This is a genomic window from Bdellovibrio sp. NC01 (genome assembly GCF_006874625.1).
Lineage (GTDB): Bacteria > Bdellovibrionota > Bdellovibrionia > Bdellovibrionales > Bdellovibrionaceae > Bdellovibrio.
Window position 1 is genome coordinate 3,232,797 of record NZ_CP030034.1, and the last position, 16,110, is coordinate 3,248,906.

At 44.9% G+C, this 16,110-nt stretch carries 15 protein-coding genes; 4 read left to right on the forward strand and 11 right to left on the reverse strand.

The window, feature by feature from the left end; translation table 11 throughout:
• Window positions 1-20 precede the first annotated feature (20 nt).
• On the forward strand, window positions 21-392 hold the full coding sequence (locus tag DOE51_RS15475; RefSeq protein ID WP_142697439.1) for a hypothetical protein: 372 nt from the start codon (window positions 21-23) through the stop codon (window positions 390-392).
• 272 nt (window positions 393-664) lie between these two features.
• Here the strand turns inward: DOE51_RS15475 and DOE51_RS15480 are convergent, their stop codons facing one another.
• From DOE51_RS15480 to DOE51_RS15530, 11 genes are read right to left on the reverse strand one after another with little or no spacing between them, the layout of a single operon-like run.
• Window positions 665-1,087: a DUF962 domain-containing protein gene (locus DOE51_RS15480; protein ID WP_142697440.1), complete on the reverse strand. Its 423-nt coding sequence runs from the start codon at window positions 1,085-1,087 to the stop codon at window positions 665-667.
• A 5-nt stretch (window positions 1,088-1,092) separates the two neighbouring features.
• Window positions 1,093-1,602: a serine O-acetyltransferase gene (gene cysE / locus DOE51_RS15485; protein WP_142697441.1), complete on the reverse strand. Its 510-nt coding sequence runs from the start codon at window positions 1,600-1,602 to the stop codon at window positions 1,093-1,095.
• A complete protein-coding gene (locus DOE51_RS15490) occupies window positions 1,602-2,564 on the reverse strand; it encodes a 3'-5' exoribonuclease YhaM family protein (protein ID WP_142697442.1) in 963 nt (320 codons plus the stop codon). Before DOE51_RS15490 ends, cysE begins: the two co-directional genes overlap by 1 nt.
• Window positions 2,564-3,313 carry a hypothetical protein gene (locus tag DOE51_RS15495; protein ID WP_142697443.1) on the reverse strand — a complete coding sequence of 250 codons (750 nt, stop codon included), beginning with the start codon at window positions 3,311-3,313 and terminating at the stop codon, window positions 2,564-2,566. The genes DOE51_RS15490 and DOE51_RS15495 overlap by 1 nt, the downstream gene beginning before the upstream one ends.
• Window positions 3,313-5,103 (reverse strand): lipopolysaccharide assembly protein LapB, encoded by a 1,791-nt coding sequence (locus DOE51_RS15500; RefSeq protein WP_142697444.1) that lies wholly within the window; start codon window positions 5,101-5,103, stop codon window positions 3,313-3,315. Before DOE51_RS15500 ends, DOE51_RS15495 begins: the two co-directional genes overlap by 1 nt.
• Window positions 5,104-5,106: 3 nt before the next feature.
• Window positions 5,107-6,465 carry an MlaD family protein gene (locus DOE51_RS15505; protein WP_142697445.1) on the reverse strand — a complete coding sequence of 453 codons (1,359 nt, stop codon included), beginning with the start codon at window positions 6,463-6,465 and terminating at the stop codon, window positions 5,107-5,109.
• On the reverse strand, window positions 6,462-7,226 hold the full coding sequence (locus DOE51_RS15510; protein ID WP_142697446.1) for an ABC transporter ATP-binding protein: 765 nt from the start codon (window positions 7,224-7,226) through the stop codon (window positions 6,462-6,464). The genes DOE51_RS15505 and DOE51_RS15510 overlap by 4 nt, the downstream gene beginning before the upstream one ends.
• Window positions 7,227-8,054: an ABC transporter permease gene (locus DOE51_RS15515; RefSeq protein WP_142697447.1), complete on the reverse strand. Its 828-nt coding sequence runs from the start codon at window positions 8,052-8,054 to the stop codon at window positions 7,227-7,229.
• Window positions 8,055-9,260 carry an alanine racemase gene (gene alr / locus DOE51_RS15520; RefSeq protein ID WP_142697448.1) on the reverse strand — a complete coding sequence of 402 codons (1,206 nt, stop codon included), beginning with the start codon at window positions 9,258-9,260 and terminating at the stop codon, window positions 8,055-8,057.
• A 27-nt stretch (window positions 9,261-9,287) separates the two neighbouring features.
• Window positions 9,288-10,778 (reverse strand): GGDEF domain-containing protein, encoded by a 1,491-nt coding sequence (locus DOE51_RS15525; protein ID WP_142697449.1) that lies wholly within the window; start codon window positions 10,776-10,778, stop codon window positions 9,288-9,290.
• A 2-nt stretch (window positions 10,779-10,780) separates the two neighbouring features.
• Window positions 10,781-12,886 carry an ATP-binding protein gene (locus DOE51_RS15530; RefSeq protein WP_142697450.1) on the reverse strand — a complete coding sequence of 702 codons (2,106 nt, stop codon included), beginning with the start codon at window positions 12,884-12,886 and terminating at the stop codon, window positions 10,781-10,783.
• A gap of 139 nt (window positions 12,887-13,025) precedes the next feature.
• On the opposite strand from DOE51_RS15530, the gene nadB reads away from it, so the two are divergent.
• Genes nadB through DOE51_RS15545 form a run of 3 tightly spaced genes read left to right on the forward strand, consistent with a single transcriptional unit; the run spans window position 13,026 to window position 16,110 of the window.
• Window positions 13,026-14,639 (forward strand): L-aspartate oxidase, encoded by a 1,614-nt coding sequence (gene nadB / locus DOE51_RS15535; RefSeq protein ID WP_142697451.1) that lies wholly within the window; start codon window positions 13,026-13,028, stop codon window positions 14,637-14,639.
• Window positions 14,640-14,665: 26 nt separating this feature from the next.
• Window positions 14,666-15,517 (forward strand): alpha/beta hydrolase, encoded by an 852-nt coding sequence (locus DOE51_RS15540; RefSeq protein ID WP_142697452.1) that lies wholly within the window; start codon window positions 14,666-14,668, stop codon window positions 15,515-15,517.
• Window positions 15,517-16,110 carry a hypothetical protein gene (locus DOE51_RS15545; protein ID WP_142697453.1) on the forward strand — a complete coding sequence of 198 codons (594 nt, stop codon included), beginning with the start codon at window positions 15,517-15,519 and terminating at the stop codon, window positions 16,108-16,110. The genes DOE51_RS15540 and DOE51_RS15545 overlap by 1 nt, the downstream gene beginning before the upstream one ends.

Consider the following 16,110-nt stretch of genomic DNA (forward strand, 5'->3'; position numbering starts at 1 on the left):
AGACAGACTGGAGGTTTTGAGTGAAGCTTGTTTCAACAGCGATGATTTTCTTCTTTGCAGCGACACTGGCACACGTGACTCTGGCACACGCTCAACAACCGAAGACTCTTTTGTTCTGTAAAAATATCGATCAAGACGACCTTAAAGACATCGTTGTCAGAGAAATCGAATCAGAACGCTCTCGCGGAATCGTGGAAATCCAAGAATCAAACGCAGACGGCGATCAAGAAATCAGAACTCTTTCTATCAAAGACTTCAAAGATGGTTATATCAATTTGAGTAATGGGGACGCTGGAGAGCGCACATTGATCCGCAAAAAAGGCGGCGACTGGGAAGTGCTTGTACACGGTGGTGACTATCGCACCTACTCACACGCGGAATGCGTGGAGTAGGCACTTAGCCAGTCTCACTCAGCTACCAAGCTGCAAGACGGCGGCGGCGATTCTTCTTGCGAACTGGAGCACTTGTACTAGTGCTCTCTGCTTGAGTTGTGTTCGCGGGAGTCGCTTCTAACTCTACCTGTTTCATAGCCGAACTCCTTTCGTGCTAGATTAAGGACATCTATAGTGTCTCAGAGACACAGAGCGTAAAGCGAAGCTTTTATAATTAGTTTTCGATCATGAAAATGCGTTGATAATAACGCGTGCGGACTTGGTGCGGAATCCTAATGAGTCCACACCCACAACGGACCGATCAAAAGAAACTGTAAGTCTTTGAAAAATGAAGGCTTTTTACCTTCTACTTTATGCCCATAGAACTGCCCGATCCATGCGACAACAAAGATCGCAATCAGAAGCGGCCAAACCGGATGCATCAAATGTCCTAAAATATAGAGCAAAACATAGCTGCCAATGACTTGCCCCACCATCATCAGGAAGGCTTTTCTACCCAAAGTCATGTACCAACCGAGCGCGATAGCAAGGATCACCTCACCTAAGCGGAGTGGACCAAGACTGATAGGAATTTGAATCAATAGACCCACAATCGAAAAGAAAATCGCTGGAACGCACACTTTATGAATCTTGCGATTCAAAGGGTTTTGGTGGCTTTCACTGTATTCGGCGTACCACTGCTCCAGAGTTTTCATTGTGATTATCCTTTTGCTTGCGCCAACGGGCCGACCATCACAGCACCGGCTGGAACGTCTTTCACGACAACGGCGTTTGCACCAATAACGGCGCCATCACCGACAGTCAGTGGACCCAAAACTTTTGCGCCTGTTCCGATAAGAACTTTATTTCCTACAGTTGGATGACGTTTGATCGGATTGAATTTTGTTCCACCCAAAGTGACGCCGTGGAAGATGATGCAATCGTTACCGATCACAGCCGTTTCACCAATCACCACACCCACACCATGATCGATCACCAGACGACGACCAATCGTCGCACCCGGATGAATTTCAATGCCCGTCATCCAGCGCGAAATTTCCGCAACCAAACGAGCACAGAAGAACAATTTATTGCCATAGAAAAAGTGTGCGACACGATGGCATAACAACGCCTTCGGGCCCGGATATAAAAGCGCGATCTCCAGCAACGATTTCGCTGCCGGATCGTAGTTTTTATATGTGTGAAGCAATTCAGAAATACGTTTAAACATTAAAACTTCTCATTCAGATCATCGAGTAGGAAATAACGGTCGAAGAGTTCATTATAGCGAGACCATTTCTCGCCGGAACCACGTTCGGCCTCGATCAGTGTCTTTAACGTCGCAACTTTGCTATCAAAGTCGTCGACCATTGCAATCACCATCGCCTCTAGGAATTTAGGACGCTTCGGAGAACCGTATTCCAGTTTTCCGTGGTGACTTAAAATAATATGTTTACAGATATCGCGAAGCTCTTCGCTGAACCCCAAAATGCGTGACGCTTTTTTATCGATCAGTTCACAAGCAATTTCCATGTGACCAATCAGGCGCCCCCGATTTGTGTATGAAATTCCGTTGTCGTAAGACAGTTCCCAGATCTTACCGATATCGTGATAGATCGCGCCGAATAAAAGCAAATCACGATTCAAGAATGGATAATGGTTGCCCATAAAATCCATGATCTTCGCAATCGACAAGATATGTTCAAGCAAACCACCAATCCACGCGTGATGGATTGATTTCGCTGCTGGAGCACGCATCAGTTTCGGGCGAATTTCTGGATCTTCCAAAGTGTCTAAAATTAACTGACGAAGATTATCGTTCTTCATCGAACGCACAAGGACAGTCAGCTCTGCCAACATGTCTTCAGAATTGCGTGATGTCTTTGGAATAAAGTCTTCAAAATTTACAGTCGAAGAATCGACACGCTCTAAGCGATGCACGATCAACTGCTTGCGATTTTGGAAAAGTTGAACTTGGCCTTTTACTTTTAAAATATCGCCAATTTCAAATTCGCGAGAAAGTTCTTCAACACGGTCCCACAAACGAGCATCGATGTTGCCAGTGGCATCACCTAATTGCAGACCCATAAATGGTCGGCCATTTTTACCAGTGGCCACCGTCTTTTCTTTAACTAAGAACAAGTGATCGACATTGTCTTTGTCTTGAAGGCTGTGAACGGTTTTTTTATCCATTAGGGCACCTCACAGAAAAGATTCTGATACCGAGAGTCCTTGAACGTCACTTGCGAAATGTATGTTGTCCCCGCTTTTTGTGCCGAGAAGAAGAAAGTCCCGCCCAAAACAGTGATGTAACGCTCACGAACTGTGTTTACTTTAAGACCGGCTTTCGCCATTTCTTTCGTGTATGTCGTTGTGATATCCAGGAACTGATTGCAACCTGCACCCAAAACTTTATCGTCGATACGACGCTTGCGGGTTTTGCTTAAGAACACAACTTTTTGCGCAGTTGATTCTGTAAATTGCGGGAAATCAAATCCCACATAGAAAGAACCTTTATTCGTAGTGATGTATTGAGCAAGATCGATTTCGCCGCCACCTTTAGGCAAACTGATTTTCACAGCTTCGCCTTTAACGATGTCGTCATTTTTTTCGACTAAGAAAACGGACAGTTCAGAAAAGACGATATCTTTTCCCCCGGCGCCTTCTTTTTTCTCGCCGCCCTCTTTCTTTTCTTCTCCGCCGCCATGTTCGCCTTCGGCTTTTGCTTCACCGTGGCCTTCAGCTTTTTTTTCTTCGTGAGATTCAGCCGTCACGGGTTTGAATTCAAGCAGGTCCCAAACTTTGCTGGGAACTTTTATGTCAGCAGGAATGTCTTCAATTTTAATTTCTTTGTAGTGCTCAACGTGATAACCGGGCTCCTTGGTGCAGGCTCCCAGTAGAAAAAACATCCAGAGTGAAAATATCTGGACGAATTTTTTCATTATTCAGACTCCAATTGATCGCGCAGCTCTAACAATGGAACGTAGTTCGCTTCAGATTCAAGACCCGTACGTACATACTCATAAGCCGCAGGACGATCTTTCTTTTTCATCGAAATCCATGCAAGACCGTACAACGCTTGTACATCAGCACGATTATTTTGATAAACTTGCGAGAATATTTTTTCGGCACATGCCACATCACCTGTCGCGATACAGATATCGCCCATCAAGTGATTGCGTACGCTTAAGCTTGTAAGCTCTGGCATCTTTAGGATGGCCATCGCTTCGGGCAAACGATCTGCTTTATTAAGATAACTTGCTTGCGCTGCCAAAACATAAGGATCTTTCGGTCCTTCCGTTAAAGCCTCTTGCAACATCTTATTCGCATCTGAATCGCGGTTTACTTCCATCAAGCAGATCGCACGAAGTGCTTTCATCTCTGCCGTTTGCACAGATTTTTCGAACAATTCAGAGCAATACTTTTCCAGGTAATCCCACTGAGTAAAACGCCAGTCGACAGTCAGAGGATGAGTATAGCGTTCAGCCATCTTCGCTTGGGTATCAAGGAATTGCACGACTGCTTGATTCACACCATCGGCATCACCCACAAGGTTTTGCGCGTAAACCAAGAACAAATTCAATTCCTGGCGCAAGTAACCTGTGCGGCTTAAAGTCGCTTTGATATCCGTGATAAGTGATTTCAAAAACGAACGATCCGGTGCTGTCTTAGAATATTCCATCGCAGACATCGCACGACCAAACAACGCTAGAACTGAGTTTGGATTTTTACGGTAAACGCCTTCGAATTCGCGCATCGCTTCGGCGTAGTTACCCTTTTTCATTTGTACGATCGCCAAATTTAAAAGAGCCGCGATATTTGAAGGTTCATGACCGATCGCTTTTTGAAGAGTGTCTTCAGCCTCTTTCAAATCCCCGTCCATCATGTAGGACACAGAGATTCCAAGATAAGCGTCGACAAGATCTTCACGCGAACGGCCTTCTTGCATCAAAGATCTTTCCAAGATACGACGGCCCTGCAAACTTTGACGGTCTTCAGAAATAAGAACCGGCGCCATTTGTGTTTGTGTATCTGCATCTGGTTCTTTCATCGCTGCGGCTTTTTTATAAGCAGCTAATGATTTTTCATAAAGGCCTAAGCTTTTATAACGAACCGCTTGATTCAAAAGCTCTTCGTAACCGGCAGATTTTTTGTGATCTTTTAAAGTTAAAGTCAGAACGGCACCCACTGCAACAACGGCAGCAGCACCAATTAGACCCCAACGCAAAGTATTGCTTTGTTTTTTAAGCTTACCTTGCAAACGATTGTCGCCAGCAGAACCGTAGCTCTTTGCCGCTGTATTATCAGTGGCCAAAGAACGAGATGTGGCTCTTTCAACTGAAGGAGTCACATCTTTAAAACCAACTTCCGGTGGCGGAGGTGGCATATCAATATGCGGAACTGGTGTCGGTGTCAGATCGTCAGACATCGTCAAAGTCACAGTGTCAGTTTTAGTGACATTCGTGACCGTGTGCTGAGCGATCGATTGAGTCATGGTATTTTCAGAAGAGCTGTCTTGTTCTTCGCGGATATTTTTAACGATATCCATGAACAACTGACTTTCGCGAATATAGGCCCATCGACCTTGTGGCTGGCGAACCTCATCAATAATAGAGATTTGCTTGCTCGCCAACATCGCCGTCACTTCATCCAAAGTGTAAGGCCCTAAAATCCGTGTTGAAGATTTTACGAGCCAATTCTTCTCTGAAGGGTTGGCGGTCTGCGGTGTCATATTCTAGAGGCCTTTGGTTAAGAGAAGTTTGAGGTCGTCGTTGGTAAGATAAAGACCTGCTCCCACATAACCGGATCTAGAACCGTTCTTATCAAGAGCGTCGTTCAAACCTACGTCAACATAAAGACCGCGATAGAAGTAATAAGTGGCAAATGTACGCCAGTTCGTTCTTGTGAAGTCGAAGAACTCTGTCGAAAGTTTCAACTTACGACGGAAGAAGTAGTAATCGATACCGAAACCACCACCGTTTTCGATGATACCGCCACGAAGTGTAAGGTCCCAGAAATTCTTACCGAACAACAAAGTGAATTTGATTTTGTTTTCGTAAGTTTTCTTTTCAGTGATGTCAGATGTCGTCGTACCTGAAGTTTGTGTACGAGTCGTTTCAACCACACCGGCTGGATCATCAACAACACCTAGATAGTAAAAACGATCTAGACCTGGCTGAATGTAAACACCGATCGTCGATTTCCAGCTGCCCACCGTACCCAAGTACTCTGTGCGGAAATCCATTGCTGTTTGAATACGGCTTGCAGCACCCACAAGGTCGTTGATGCCGTCGATTGCCTGTTCAACTTTTTCTGAAGTCGTTTCATCGCTGACAAGTTTACCGATCGTACCTTCACCGCGATTAATTTTCGCTGTGACTTCGTCCAAGTTCTTAACTGTCGCTGACAAATGTTCCCACGTTTTTTTGAAACCTTTGTCGCTGCTGTCGTTGGCGATAGCTTGCAACGAAGATGTCACGTCGTGGATTTCGTCTACGATTTGGCCAATCTTGTCTTTGTTTTGGGACGTCACGTGAGCCAAGTCATCTGTGATCGTTTCGATGTTTTTAACGATACGACCCAAGATGTGTTTACGAGTCCCGTCTTCTGATGTCGCCTCTTCAAGATTTTTTGCTACGACTTTTAAAGAAGATGCGACTTCGCCAACTTCTGCCATCAAACTGTCCAAAGAACCTTTGGATTTGATGTTCATGATTTGCGAATTGTCACTTAATGGCGGATCTGTTGGTGAACCTGGATAAACCTCAACGTGAGAATCCCCCAAGATACCTTGAGCTTTGATTTCGATGGCTGCTGAAGTCGTCAGCGGAATATCAGATTTAACAGTAATATCGATACGAGCTTGGCCATCTTGCAAACGGATGTCTTTGATCACGCCCACAGGAATACCCGCAGAACGAACCGCAGAGTTTTTTACCAGACCACCTGCATTTGGAAGTAAGAACCAAGCTTTTTTTGAACGGCCAAGATAAGACGGATCATCACTGACTTGCATCGACATCACGGCGATCAGAGATCCCACGACGATCACTAAGAGGCCAACTTTAAATTCAGCTGCACGAAGCCAATTCATTGATGTTTCATCCCTTTATTCACGAACCTCTTCACCAGTTCTATATCGGTATTGAAGAAATCCTCTGGAGTTCCAAATAGTAAAACCCGGCCACTATCCAACATCGCGATATGATCGGCAATCCTAAACGCAGCGGACAAATCATGTGAAACCATGATTGACGTCGTTCCAGGTCTTAATTTGTGAGTACTCAGAATCAAATTATCCACCATTTCAGTCAGAATGGGATCTAATCCAGTCGTCGGCTCATCGTAGATCAGAATTTCTGGATCTAGGGCGAGAGCACGTGCTAAACCAGTACGCTTTTGCATACCGCCCGAAATTTGTGATGGAAGTTTTTTATAATGTTTTGGGTCCAAACCAACGTCTTGCAGTTTTTGTTCGGCAATACGTAAGACTTGGGATTCAGACAGATCACGACGATGTTCAAACAAAGGAAAACAAACGTTTTCTATCACAGTCATATCGTCGAACAATGCTGCTGATTGAAACAGAACTCCGAAGTTACAACGAAACTTAGTCAATTGATCTTCATTGAGTTTGCTGATGTCTTGCCCCAGAACTTCGATATATCCCGAAGTGGGTTTAAACAATCCCAACAAGTGCTTTAGCATCACCGATTTACCAGTTCCTGAGAAACCAATAATCGCTGTCAGCGAACCTTTTGGAATTTCTAAATTAATACCTTTCAATACGAAGTCTTTGCCTCCGTCGAAAGATTTTTTCACATCTTGCATGATGACGGCTGATTCTTGTTTCATCTACGAGATCCCCATCAACAAATAGTACATACGGATCAAATTCGTTAAGAAATAATCCAGAATAATAATTGAAACCATGCTTTGTACGACGCCTTGGTTAGTCGCATCGCCGACACCTTTTGCACCGCCCGTTGTATTGAAACCACGGTACGTACAAATTAAAGCAAAGAACAAACCGAAGATCGCTGCTTTGAACAAGCCTTCGTTGATGTGTTTCACTTCGATAAGATCTTTAATTTTCTGCCAGAAAACGGCTTCATCAAGTTGCACCATCTTCACGCATAAGAACCAACTACCAAGCATCGCGACGAAATCGAATACCGCCGTCAACAATGGCATACAGATAACTGCTGCCACCATACGTGGAGAGATCAAATATTGTTTGGTATTTACGCCCATCACATCAAGCGCATCAATCTGTTCATTCACGCGCATTGTTCCCAAGCGCGCCGCCATCGCTCCGCCCGCACGAGCAGCAACGATCAAACCAGTTAATACCGGCCCCAGTTCGCGAGTGATCCCCAACGCAACGACGGGACCAACCATGTTCACAGCGTTGAACATTTTAAAGCCCAAGTAAATTTGCAGCGATAGAGCCAGTCCGGTAAAGGCCCCTGTCAAACTGATGATACCGATAGATTGGTTACCGATAAACTCCATGTGCTTGATGATTTCGGCAAAACGTGAAGGCTTTGCAAAAATAAGGCGCACACTTTCTTGGAAAAAGATCATGATCTTACCCGTTTCAGAAATAAAATTTCTGATCGTCGTAATCACGACATCACCGACCCAAGCGACAACACCGACAGCGCGTTCTGCAATTGTCATCTATTCTCCCCCGACATTTTCATACACAAAGTTGGCGTCACTGCCGACGAAAACGCGAGGCACACGCTCCCCGACACTCGTGAGCATTTCCCACGTGATGCTTTTCGCCTTGCCTGCTAATTCTTCAGGCGACAAGAAAGCTCCAGTCGAGTCGTAACCAAATAAGATGACTTCTTGGTCTTTGAAGTGTGAAAGGTCTTTACCCTTCACTGCATCCGTAACGTCCAACATTAAATAGTCCATACAAATTGTACCAACAAGTGGCACGCGCACACCGTTGAACAAAGCATAAGCTTGGTTCGACAGCACACGATGATAGCCGTCTGCATACCCTATCGGTACGACAGCAATCGTAGAGTCTCTTTGCGCCTTCCAAGTTCCACCGTAAGAAACAACTTCGCCCACTTTTAATTGGCGGAATGTGTTTACGACGGACTTCAAGCTCATCACAGGTTTTAAATCGACAAGTTTTGGATCATTCAACGGGTTGTAACCGTAAATCATCAGACCAGGACGAAGACCCCAGTTTTGTAAACGCAGTGGATGCGTTTTTGAACTGTTGGGATCTTGATTCAACTGCAAAAGACTTAAAATGCCGGCGCTATTTAAAGCGTGGCAGAAAATATCGAAAGGTTTAAAAATTTGCGCAGCCTGATTGAAGGCACGCAATTGAGTCGCGCTATCACCGTTTTCACTGATGGCATCTTCACCGTTATACAAGTGAGTCACCAAGGCTTTGACACGAATTTTTTTATTCTGCCATAAACGATCAAAAAGTTTTTGCGCTTCTTCAGGACGGAATCCTAAACGATTCATACCTGTATCAAATTTCAAATGAATACTGACTGCTGAATCCGCAACCGCTTCAAGATGGTCAAGTTGTTCCCATGTCGTCACAACCGGAGTCATACGGTATTGCAGAATTTTTTCGGCACCTTCGCGATCAAAACCACGGAAGACCAAAATTTCTGCTTTCACTCCGAAGTTACGAAGTAAAAGACCTTCTTCAATCAGACAGACACCTAAATGTTTGATTCCAAGAGTTTCAAGAAAGCGTGCAAGTTGCACGTCGCCGTGACCATAAGCATTTGCTTTCACCATCGGGCACAAGAACGGAGCTTCAGGAAATGACTTCTGCAACACACGAATGTTGTGTGCCAGATGATCTAAGTTAATTTCCGCGAAGGTTCTTCGAAACATATCCATCTAAAAACTTGCTCTATCCTATTCCGGCTATTCCGCCGGGACTTCAAAATCCGGGCGGTGAGTTTCTGGTGCTTTGTACAAGCAAATCTTATTGCCACCTTTATCAACAATGTGGCTTAAGGCTTTGCTTGCGGATTCATCCAATGACTTCGCTGAATCACACAACGAAGGGTATTCACTGATTCCCAAACTAATGGAAACCTTCATACCGTTTTCCATGAAGGATGTCCCCTCAATAATGCGACGAAGTCTTTCTGCACGAAGAGCGGCTCCCTTTTTGGAGCAATGAGGCAAAATCATCGCCATCTCATTCGCAGCAGTACGGCAGCTTTGATCGTTGGAACGACTTGTCTTAGCAATGACAGTCGCTACTGATTTAAGCAATTCGTCTCTGACCGCTTCACCCAAAGATGATTCGATCTCATAAAAGTCATCCATCGCGACTTTTACAACTGAAACCGGTTGCTTCAAACGACGCGCGCGCGAAACTTCATCCGCAAGAATTTTAACATAGTAATTTCGGTTATGAAGTTCTGTAACGAAATCTTGGACCTCTAAGGAATCAACTTTTCTTTCCAGCGCCAAATGTGAGTAACACAGCGAGAATAAAGAAAACTCTTCCGTCAGGTGCATTGTCTCGGATTTTTCTAAGGACCCAGAATAAACGAACACGCCTTCTAGATTTTGAACTGCATACAAAGGCAACGCCTTCGGTGGATTGAAATGAAAAGCCTCGACCAACATCCCATTAAAGCGTGCTGGTAAAAGTCCCATCGCAAGCTGAGTTCCCAATTCTTTTGTATCGGGTTGCTCAAGCTGACAGCCTACGCCCTGAATATCGGAGGCAGGAATTCCATTTGCGTGAGTCGCGACGAAAGAACGAACTGAAGGAAGATATTTGAAAAACACACACATCGTTCCTGAAATATTGTTCAGGAATTTTTGAATCATGTCTTCTTTGCTTTGGGCCGAACGGTACTGCCCAAGTTTCGTTGAAAAAGCCGCGTTGTCTTTTTCAACTTCCGGCTGATTTTTCATGCTTGTCACAGCGGCTTTGTGAACTTCTTCCACCTGCTGTTTGCTAGATTGAAGATCGTCAAAAAGCTGTTCGTTTTGATAAGTCAGATACAATTTTTCGCAAGCACGATCCACAGACCACACGATACGCGATTCTAATGCCGCTGGTTCATCAGCGATGACATCCACAAAACCGAAATTATTGTACTGAGCCAGAATATCAAACTGCCCGATTGCGGAAATTGCGATGAAACGAATTTCATCGTTGATACCTTGAACATGAGTTACGAAATCAGAAAGTGAACCACCCAAAGCGGCCGTTGAAAACACCAGGATGTGTGGCGGATTTTCTTTCAAACGTGTTTCAAGAGCTTCTGGATCTTGGAAAAAGAACGCATCATAGCCAGCCTGCGAAAGGTACACTTTCGCAGAAGCCCCCTGATCCACATCTGTGGTGAAGACATAAATCGTAAACTGAGAACTATGATCACGAATGTTCAAATTTAAATCCTCTTTCCAGGACGACGAATTTCAACTTGGTATGTATCCAATTTTGAAGTGCGTGGTTTTGCCGTCATCGTCGGTGCATTCACGAAATTTACAGGTGTCAATTCATCATCAACCATCAGATTTGCAGAAGCCCCTGCTGGTGCATTTGCGCCAGCAAGCTCCGCCGTTGCTTCAGCAAATTCTACGACAGGAGTTTTATCATCATTCAAAACATTTTGCGTTTCAGGAAGTTCTTGCATCGCTGGAAGCTCCAAGAGGTTTTCAATATTCACATCAAGCGGAGAATTCGAAGCTTTCGCCACTTCGGCGGCCGCGGCTTGCTCTTGAACTTCTTCAAAGTGCGCAACAGCTTCTTCGCGTGCTGGAGATTCTTCTTTCAACTGTGGCAATGTTTGTGCGATCACAACTTCTTCCACTTCTGGCTCCTCGTGGGCTGGGGCTTTCATTGGGGCAATAGCGGCTTCTGGTTTTTTGAAACGAATTGTTGTTTTCGTTCCTTTGCCGCGCTCTGAATCCACTGTCACTTCGGCGTTGTGTTCTTTCAAAACACCAAACGCCACGGAAAGACCCAAGCCCATGTGATTATGGAAAGAGCGTGTCGTGAAGAACGGATCGAAAATCTTTTGCAGATTTTGTGGTTCAATTCCTTCACCACAGTCTTCAACTGACAACGTCACAAACGTATCGTCTTCTGCCAAATCGATTTTGATTTCTTTCTTCGGCATTCTTTCCATCGCTTCTACGCTGTTCGTAAGAATGTTTTCGAAAGCTTTGGCCAGGGCTTCAATATGCAAATCGATAGGAGCAGTCTCTGCAAAGTTGCGAGTGATTTTGACACCTTTGCTGACGAACATGGGATCAAGATTTTTAAGTGCACGAGAAAGTGGACCTTCTACTTTCGTAGAATTTTTATCCATGATCTCTTCACCCGCATAACCCAACAATTTATCAAGCACATCGCGAGCAGCACGCGTTTCGCGTAAGATCGAATCAGTGCTTGACGTCACTTCGCTGTCAGATGCTTTTGCTAGGATCATTTGCGAATAACCTAAGATCGAAGTCAAAGGCCCGCGCATTTCATGCGCTAATGCCGAAGCCACACGCATTGACGTTTGTACTTTTTCTTTTTGTGTTGCTTCGGGGTCAATCGTCACCGTTTTTTCAACCGGCACAGTTGCAGGCGCTTTCATTTTTGCGGCTTGCAATTGTTCTTCAAGACTTTCGATTTCTTTTTCAGCCGGCGATACAACCAACAAGATGCCAGCAATACCAACCATCACCAGACCACAACCCATCAACAAGAACTGCCACCACAAGCCCGTGCGACCCTTCATTGTTTCCGCCAGAGGTGCTGAGCTGATTACCAACAAGTTACTGCCAGGCACTTGTTCAAACATGCCGTAAAGTTCTTGGCCGTTTGCTAATTTGAAAGTTCCGCCACCGTGGCTTGCAGAACTTTTTTGTGCTTCTTTGAAAAACGGATCATCGCGCATCACTGTGCCCAAGTATTCAGGAACAGAGTGACCCACTGTCAAACCTGTCGACGTCACGATTGAAAACGAACTCAATGAACCACGTTGGGCATCGATCAATGATTGAAAAATTTCGCCGTTGCCAATAAGTGCGTAGGCTTTGTTGCCTTCCAGATAAACCAACGCCACATAACGACCGCGGTTATTGTCTTGGAATGGTTTTACGAAATAGCGCAAATCATTTGTGCGATCCGTGATTTTACCAAGAGCGGATTTAACGAACTCTTTTGTCCAGTTGGCTGCTTTAGAATTTTCTTTCGTTAATAAATTTTGTGGTTCGAACTCACCGTTTGTAACAAGAAAAGAACCTGCGGCGTAGTACGGCGCCACTGAAGTCCAATTGAATTTGTCTTTATGGAAATTTTCAGCGTTGAATGTTGAAACGACTCTTTGCAGAGATTTTAGTTCCGTGCTTAAAGCATTGTTCATGGAACCAAGTTGCGTTCGTGTTTGTGCTTCAACCCAGCTCATGCGATCGCTGTAAACGAAGCTGTCTGTACGCCACAAGACCGCGCCAATAAAAATGGCAGCGACTGCGATCAAGACTGCGAGAAGTTTTACTTTCATCGAGGCTGTTCCTTCCTAAACATTGCCACACCATATTCCCTGTGTGAGCCTTTGATTTTATTGTAGTTTTAGAAACTGGTAAGAATCAAGCAAGACTACCTTTGCCAAACAGATTTAAAGGGCGTAAACACTAGGAATTATGAGTACTCACCGCTGCGACGTTTTGATCATTGGTTCTGGCACTGCCGGACTTGCTCTCGCTCTGAAAATGGCTCCACTTGGAAAAGTCATTGTTCTTGCTAAAGAGAAAATCACAGATAGCAATTCCGAGATGTCCCAAGGGGGCATTGCTGCCGTTATGTCGGATCAAGACAGCTATGACTCTCACGTCCAGGATACTTTGGTTGCCGGAGCGGGTCTGTGCCACGAAACTGTGGTGCGCGATTATGTTAATCAAGCCCCTGATCGCATTCAGGATTTGATAAACTGGGGTGTTCATTTTGACCTTCGCAAAAAAGGTGGCGAAGAGACTGACGAAGTTGATTTGACGCGCGAAGGCGGGCATAGCTTCCGTCGCATCTTACACTTCGAAGATCAGACAGGTTTAGAAATCCATCGCAAACTTTTGGCGCGCGTGCGTGAAAATTCCAACATCACTTTGATGGATCACTTCAATGCGGTCGACTTGATCGTGAATAAAGAAGTCGATCCTTCAGATATGACTCCAACAACTTGCGTGGGTTGCTATGCTCTTCAGACCGAAACCGGCGCAGTGCACACTTTTGTGGCAAAAGCGACGGTTCTTGCGACAGGCGGAGCCGGCAAGGTTTATCTATACACTTCCAACTGGAGTGGCGCGACTGGCGACGGCATTGCGATGGCTTACCGTGTGGGCGCACGAATCGCGAATTTAGAATTCATGCAATTCCACCCGACTTGCCTTTATCACAAAGACTCTCGCAACTTTTTGATTTCGGAAGCCTTGCGCGGAGAAGGCGGCGAACTTATCAACGCCAAAGGTGAAGCTTTCATGAAAAAGTATCACCCACTTGGTTCGCTTGCTCCACGTGATATAGTAGCCCGTTCCATCGATAAAGAGATGAAGCGTGCAGGTTCTGAATGCGTGTACTTAGACATGACAAAACTTGATGCCGAATTCCTTCGCCATCGCTTCCCGACAATTTACAACACGTGTTTGCAATTCGGGATTGATATCACCAAACAACCCATCCCCGTTGTCCCAGCAGCACACTACTTATGCGGTGGCGTTGTCACGGATGCGAATGGTCGCACCGATGTTCCGGGCTTGTGGGCAATTGGCGAAACTGCTTGCACAGGTCTGCACGGAGCAAATCGCCTGGCTTCAAATTCTTTACTTGAATGCCTGACGACAGCTCATAACTGTGCTGAGCAATTAAGTATCAATTGGAATTCTTTAAAAGTGACACAAAAAGAACCTAAGCCGTGGTCGCATCCCGAAGAATCGAATGATGACGAAATGATCGTTATCACTGCGATGTGGGAAGAGATTCGCCGTTTGATGTGGAACTATATGGGGATTGTCCGCTCTAACAAACGTCTAGAACGCGCCCAGCACCGTCTGAAAAACATCTTGGAAGAAGTGAAAGAGTACTACTCCAACATGAAAATGCACTCGGACATTTTAGAACTCCGTAATATCGCGATCGTCGCGGATCTATCGGTAGAGTGTGCGCTTCGCCGTAAAGAATCACGCGGCATCCATTACAACATCGACTTTCCCGATAAAGAACCAGTACCCCAAGACACTATTGTCGTTCGCGGCTTGATCTAGTCCGTTTTTGACGGCAATCTATTCGCATGTACAACAGATCAGAAGGTTTTTTTAACGGTTACGATGGCATGAAGCTGTTCTTTCAAGTTTGGAACAATCCAAACGCGAAAGGCACAATCATCATTACTCACGGACATGGTGAACACTCTGGCAGCTATCACCGCGTTGTTGATGCATTCAAAAACGATTCATGGACTTTTTACGGTTGGGATCTTCGTGGTCACGGTCGCTCAGAAGGTCGCCGTGGTTTTGCAAATTCATTTTCTGAATATTGCGATGACTACAAAATCTTTTTGGACATGGTTCTTAAAGATGAAAAAGTTAAAAACGGTCCTGTGATTTTGTTGTGTCACTCAATGGGTGCATTGATTGAACTTCGCACTTTGATTAGAAATCCAGATTTAAAATACACAGGCATCGTCGTTAGCTCCCCACTCTTGGGTCTTGCGATGGAAGTTCCCGCGATCAAAGCCAAAGCGGCAGGCGTGTTGAACAAACTTCTTCCGCAACTGACTCTTGGCAACGAAATCAACAATAACATGCTGACAAGCGATCGCGACGTGATCAGAGAATTCGAACAAGATTCTTTGCGCCACACACGCATGTCTTCAGGCGTGTTCTTAGGCATGATGGAATCTTGGGATTATGTTCGCCCCCGCGCGAATGAACTCAAGAAACCAGCGTTGTTCCTTTTGCCAGAGCACGATCCAGTATGCAGTACGCCTCATGCCAAAGAGTTCTATGACCACTTGGGCAGCTCACGAAAAGAAATTTACATTTACCCGAATGCAAAACATGAAGTCTTCAACGACGTGATGAGATCTTCTGTATTTGCCGATTTGAAAAAGTACCTAGACAGTTTTGTGGAGTCTAAATAATGAGATACCTTGCAGCTCTTTTACTACTTACTCTTTCAGCGTGCGCTACTTACGAAGTGACTCCTGCAGGCCGTGCGATTTTAACTGAAAATCAGTATTTTGAAATCGTTGACCAAAATTCCGATCAAGTGACTCGTTATTCTGGCTTGTACAATCTTTTAGACGTGCAAGGCACAGCTTTGACTTCAAAAGTTTTGCTGGCACAAATGGACCAGCTGACACGCATCTATCAATGGGACGAGAATAAGTTCAAAGAAGAAAAAGCTAAGAATGAAGGCCGTGTAAACAAAGAAGCTGAATTCTTCTTAGCCTTCTATACTCCAGAGCGTAAATCAGACGATCTTAACAAACCCAACACGCAATGGAGAATCTTCCTTGATGTTGATGGTAAACGCTACGACGGCAAGATCACAAAGATCAAAATCGCATTTCCTGAATTGGTAAGCTTATATCCGTCATTTAACCGCTTCTATACGCCGTACTCTGTGGTATTTAACGTACCGATGAGATTGGTGGAAAATAAGCCAATGAAAATGACTATCACAGGCTCTGTGGGTTCAGCTGTTTTGAATTTCCCGAAATTGGCTAACTAG

Coding starts and splice junctions, on each gene's coding strand:
- DOE51_RS15480 (WP_142697440.1), bottom strand. CDS start 1,087: ATGAAAACTCTGGAGCAGTGGTACGCCGAATACAGTGAAAGCCACCAA.
- cysE (WP_142697441.1), bottom strand. CDS start 1,602: ATGTTTAAACGTATTTCTGAATTGCTTCACACATATAAAAACTACGAT.
- DOE51_RS15490 (WP_142697442.1), bottom strand. CDS start 2,564: ATGGATAAAAAAACCGTTCACAGCCTTCAAGACAAAGACAATGTCGAT.
- DOE51_RS15495 (WP_142697443.1), bottom strand. CDS start 3,313: ATGAAAAAATTCGTCCAGATATTTTCACTCTGGATGTTTTTTCTACTG.
- DOE51_RS15500 (WP_142697444.1), bottom strand. CDS start 5,103: ATGACACCGCAGACCGCCAACCCTTCAGAGAAGAATTGGCTCGTAAAA.
- DOE51_RS15505 (WP_142697445.1), bottom strand. CDS start 6,465: ATGAATTGGCTTCGTGCAGCTGAATTTAAAGTTGGCCTCTTAGTGATC.
- DOE51_RS15510 (WP_142697446.1), bottom strand. CDS start 7,226: ATGAAACAAGAATCAGCCGTCATCATGCAAGATGTGAAAAAATCTTTC.
- DOE51_RS15515 (WP_142697447.1), bottom strand. CDS start 8,054: ATGACAATTGCAGAACGCGCTGTCGGTGTTGTCGCTTGGGTCGGTGAT.
- alr (WP_142697448.1), bottom strand. CDS start 9,260: ATGGATATGTTTCGAAGAACCTTCGCGGAAATTAACTTAGATCATCTG.
- DOE51_RS15530 (WP_142697450.1), bottom strand. CDS start 12,886: ATGAAAGTAAAACTTCTCGCAGTCTTGATCGCAGTCGCTGCCATTTTT.
- nadB (WP_142697451.1), top strand. CDS start 13,026: ATGAGTACTCACCGCTGCGACGTTTTGATCATTGGTTCTGGCACTGCC.
- DOE51_RS15540 (WP_142697452.1), top strand. CDS start 14,666: ATGTACAACAGATCAGAAGGTTTTTTTAACGGTTACGATGGCATGAAG.
- DOE51_RS15545 (WP_142697453.1), top strand. CDS start 15,517: ATGAGATACCTTGCAGCTCTTTTACTACTTACTCTTTCAGCGTGCGCT.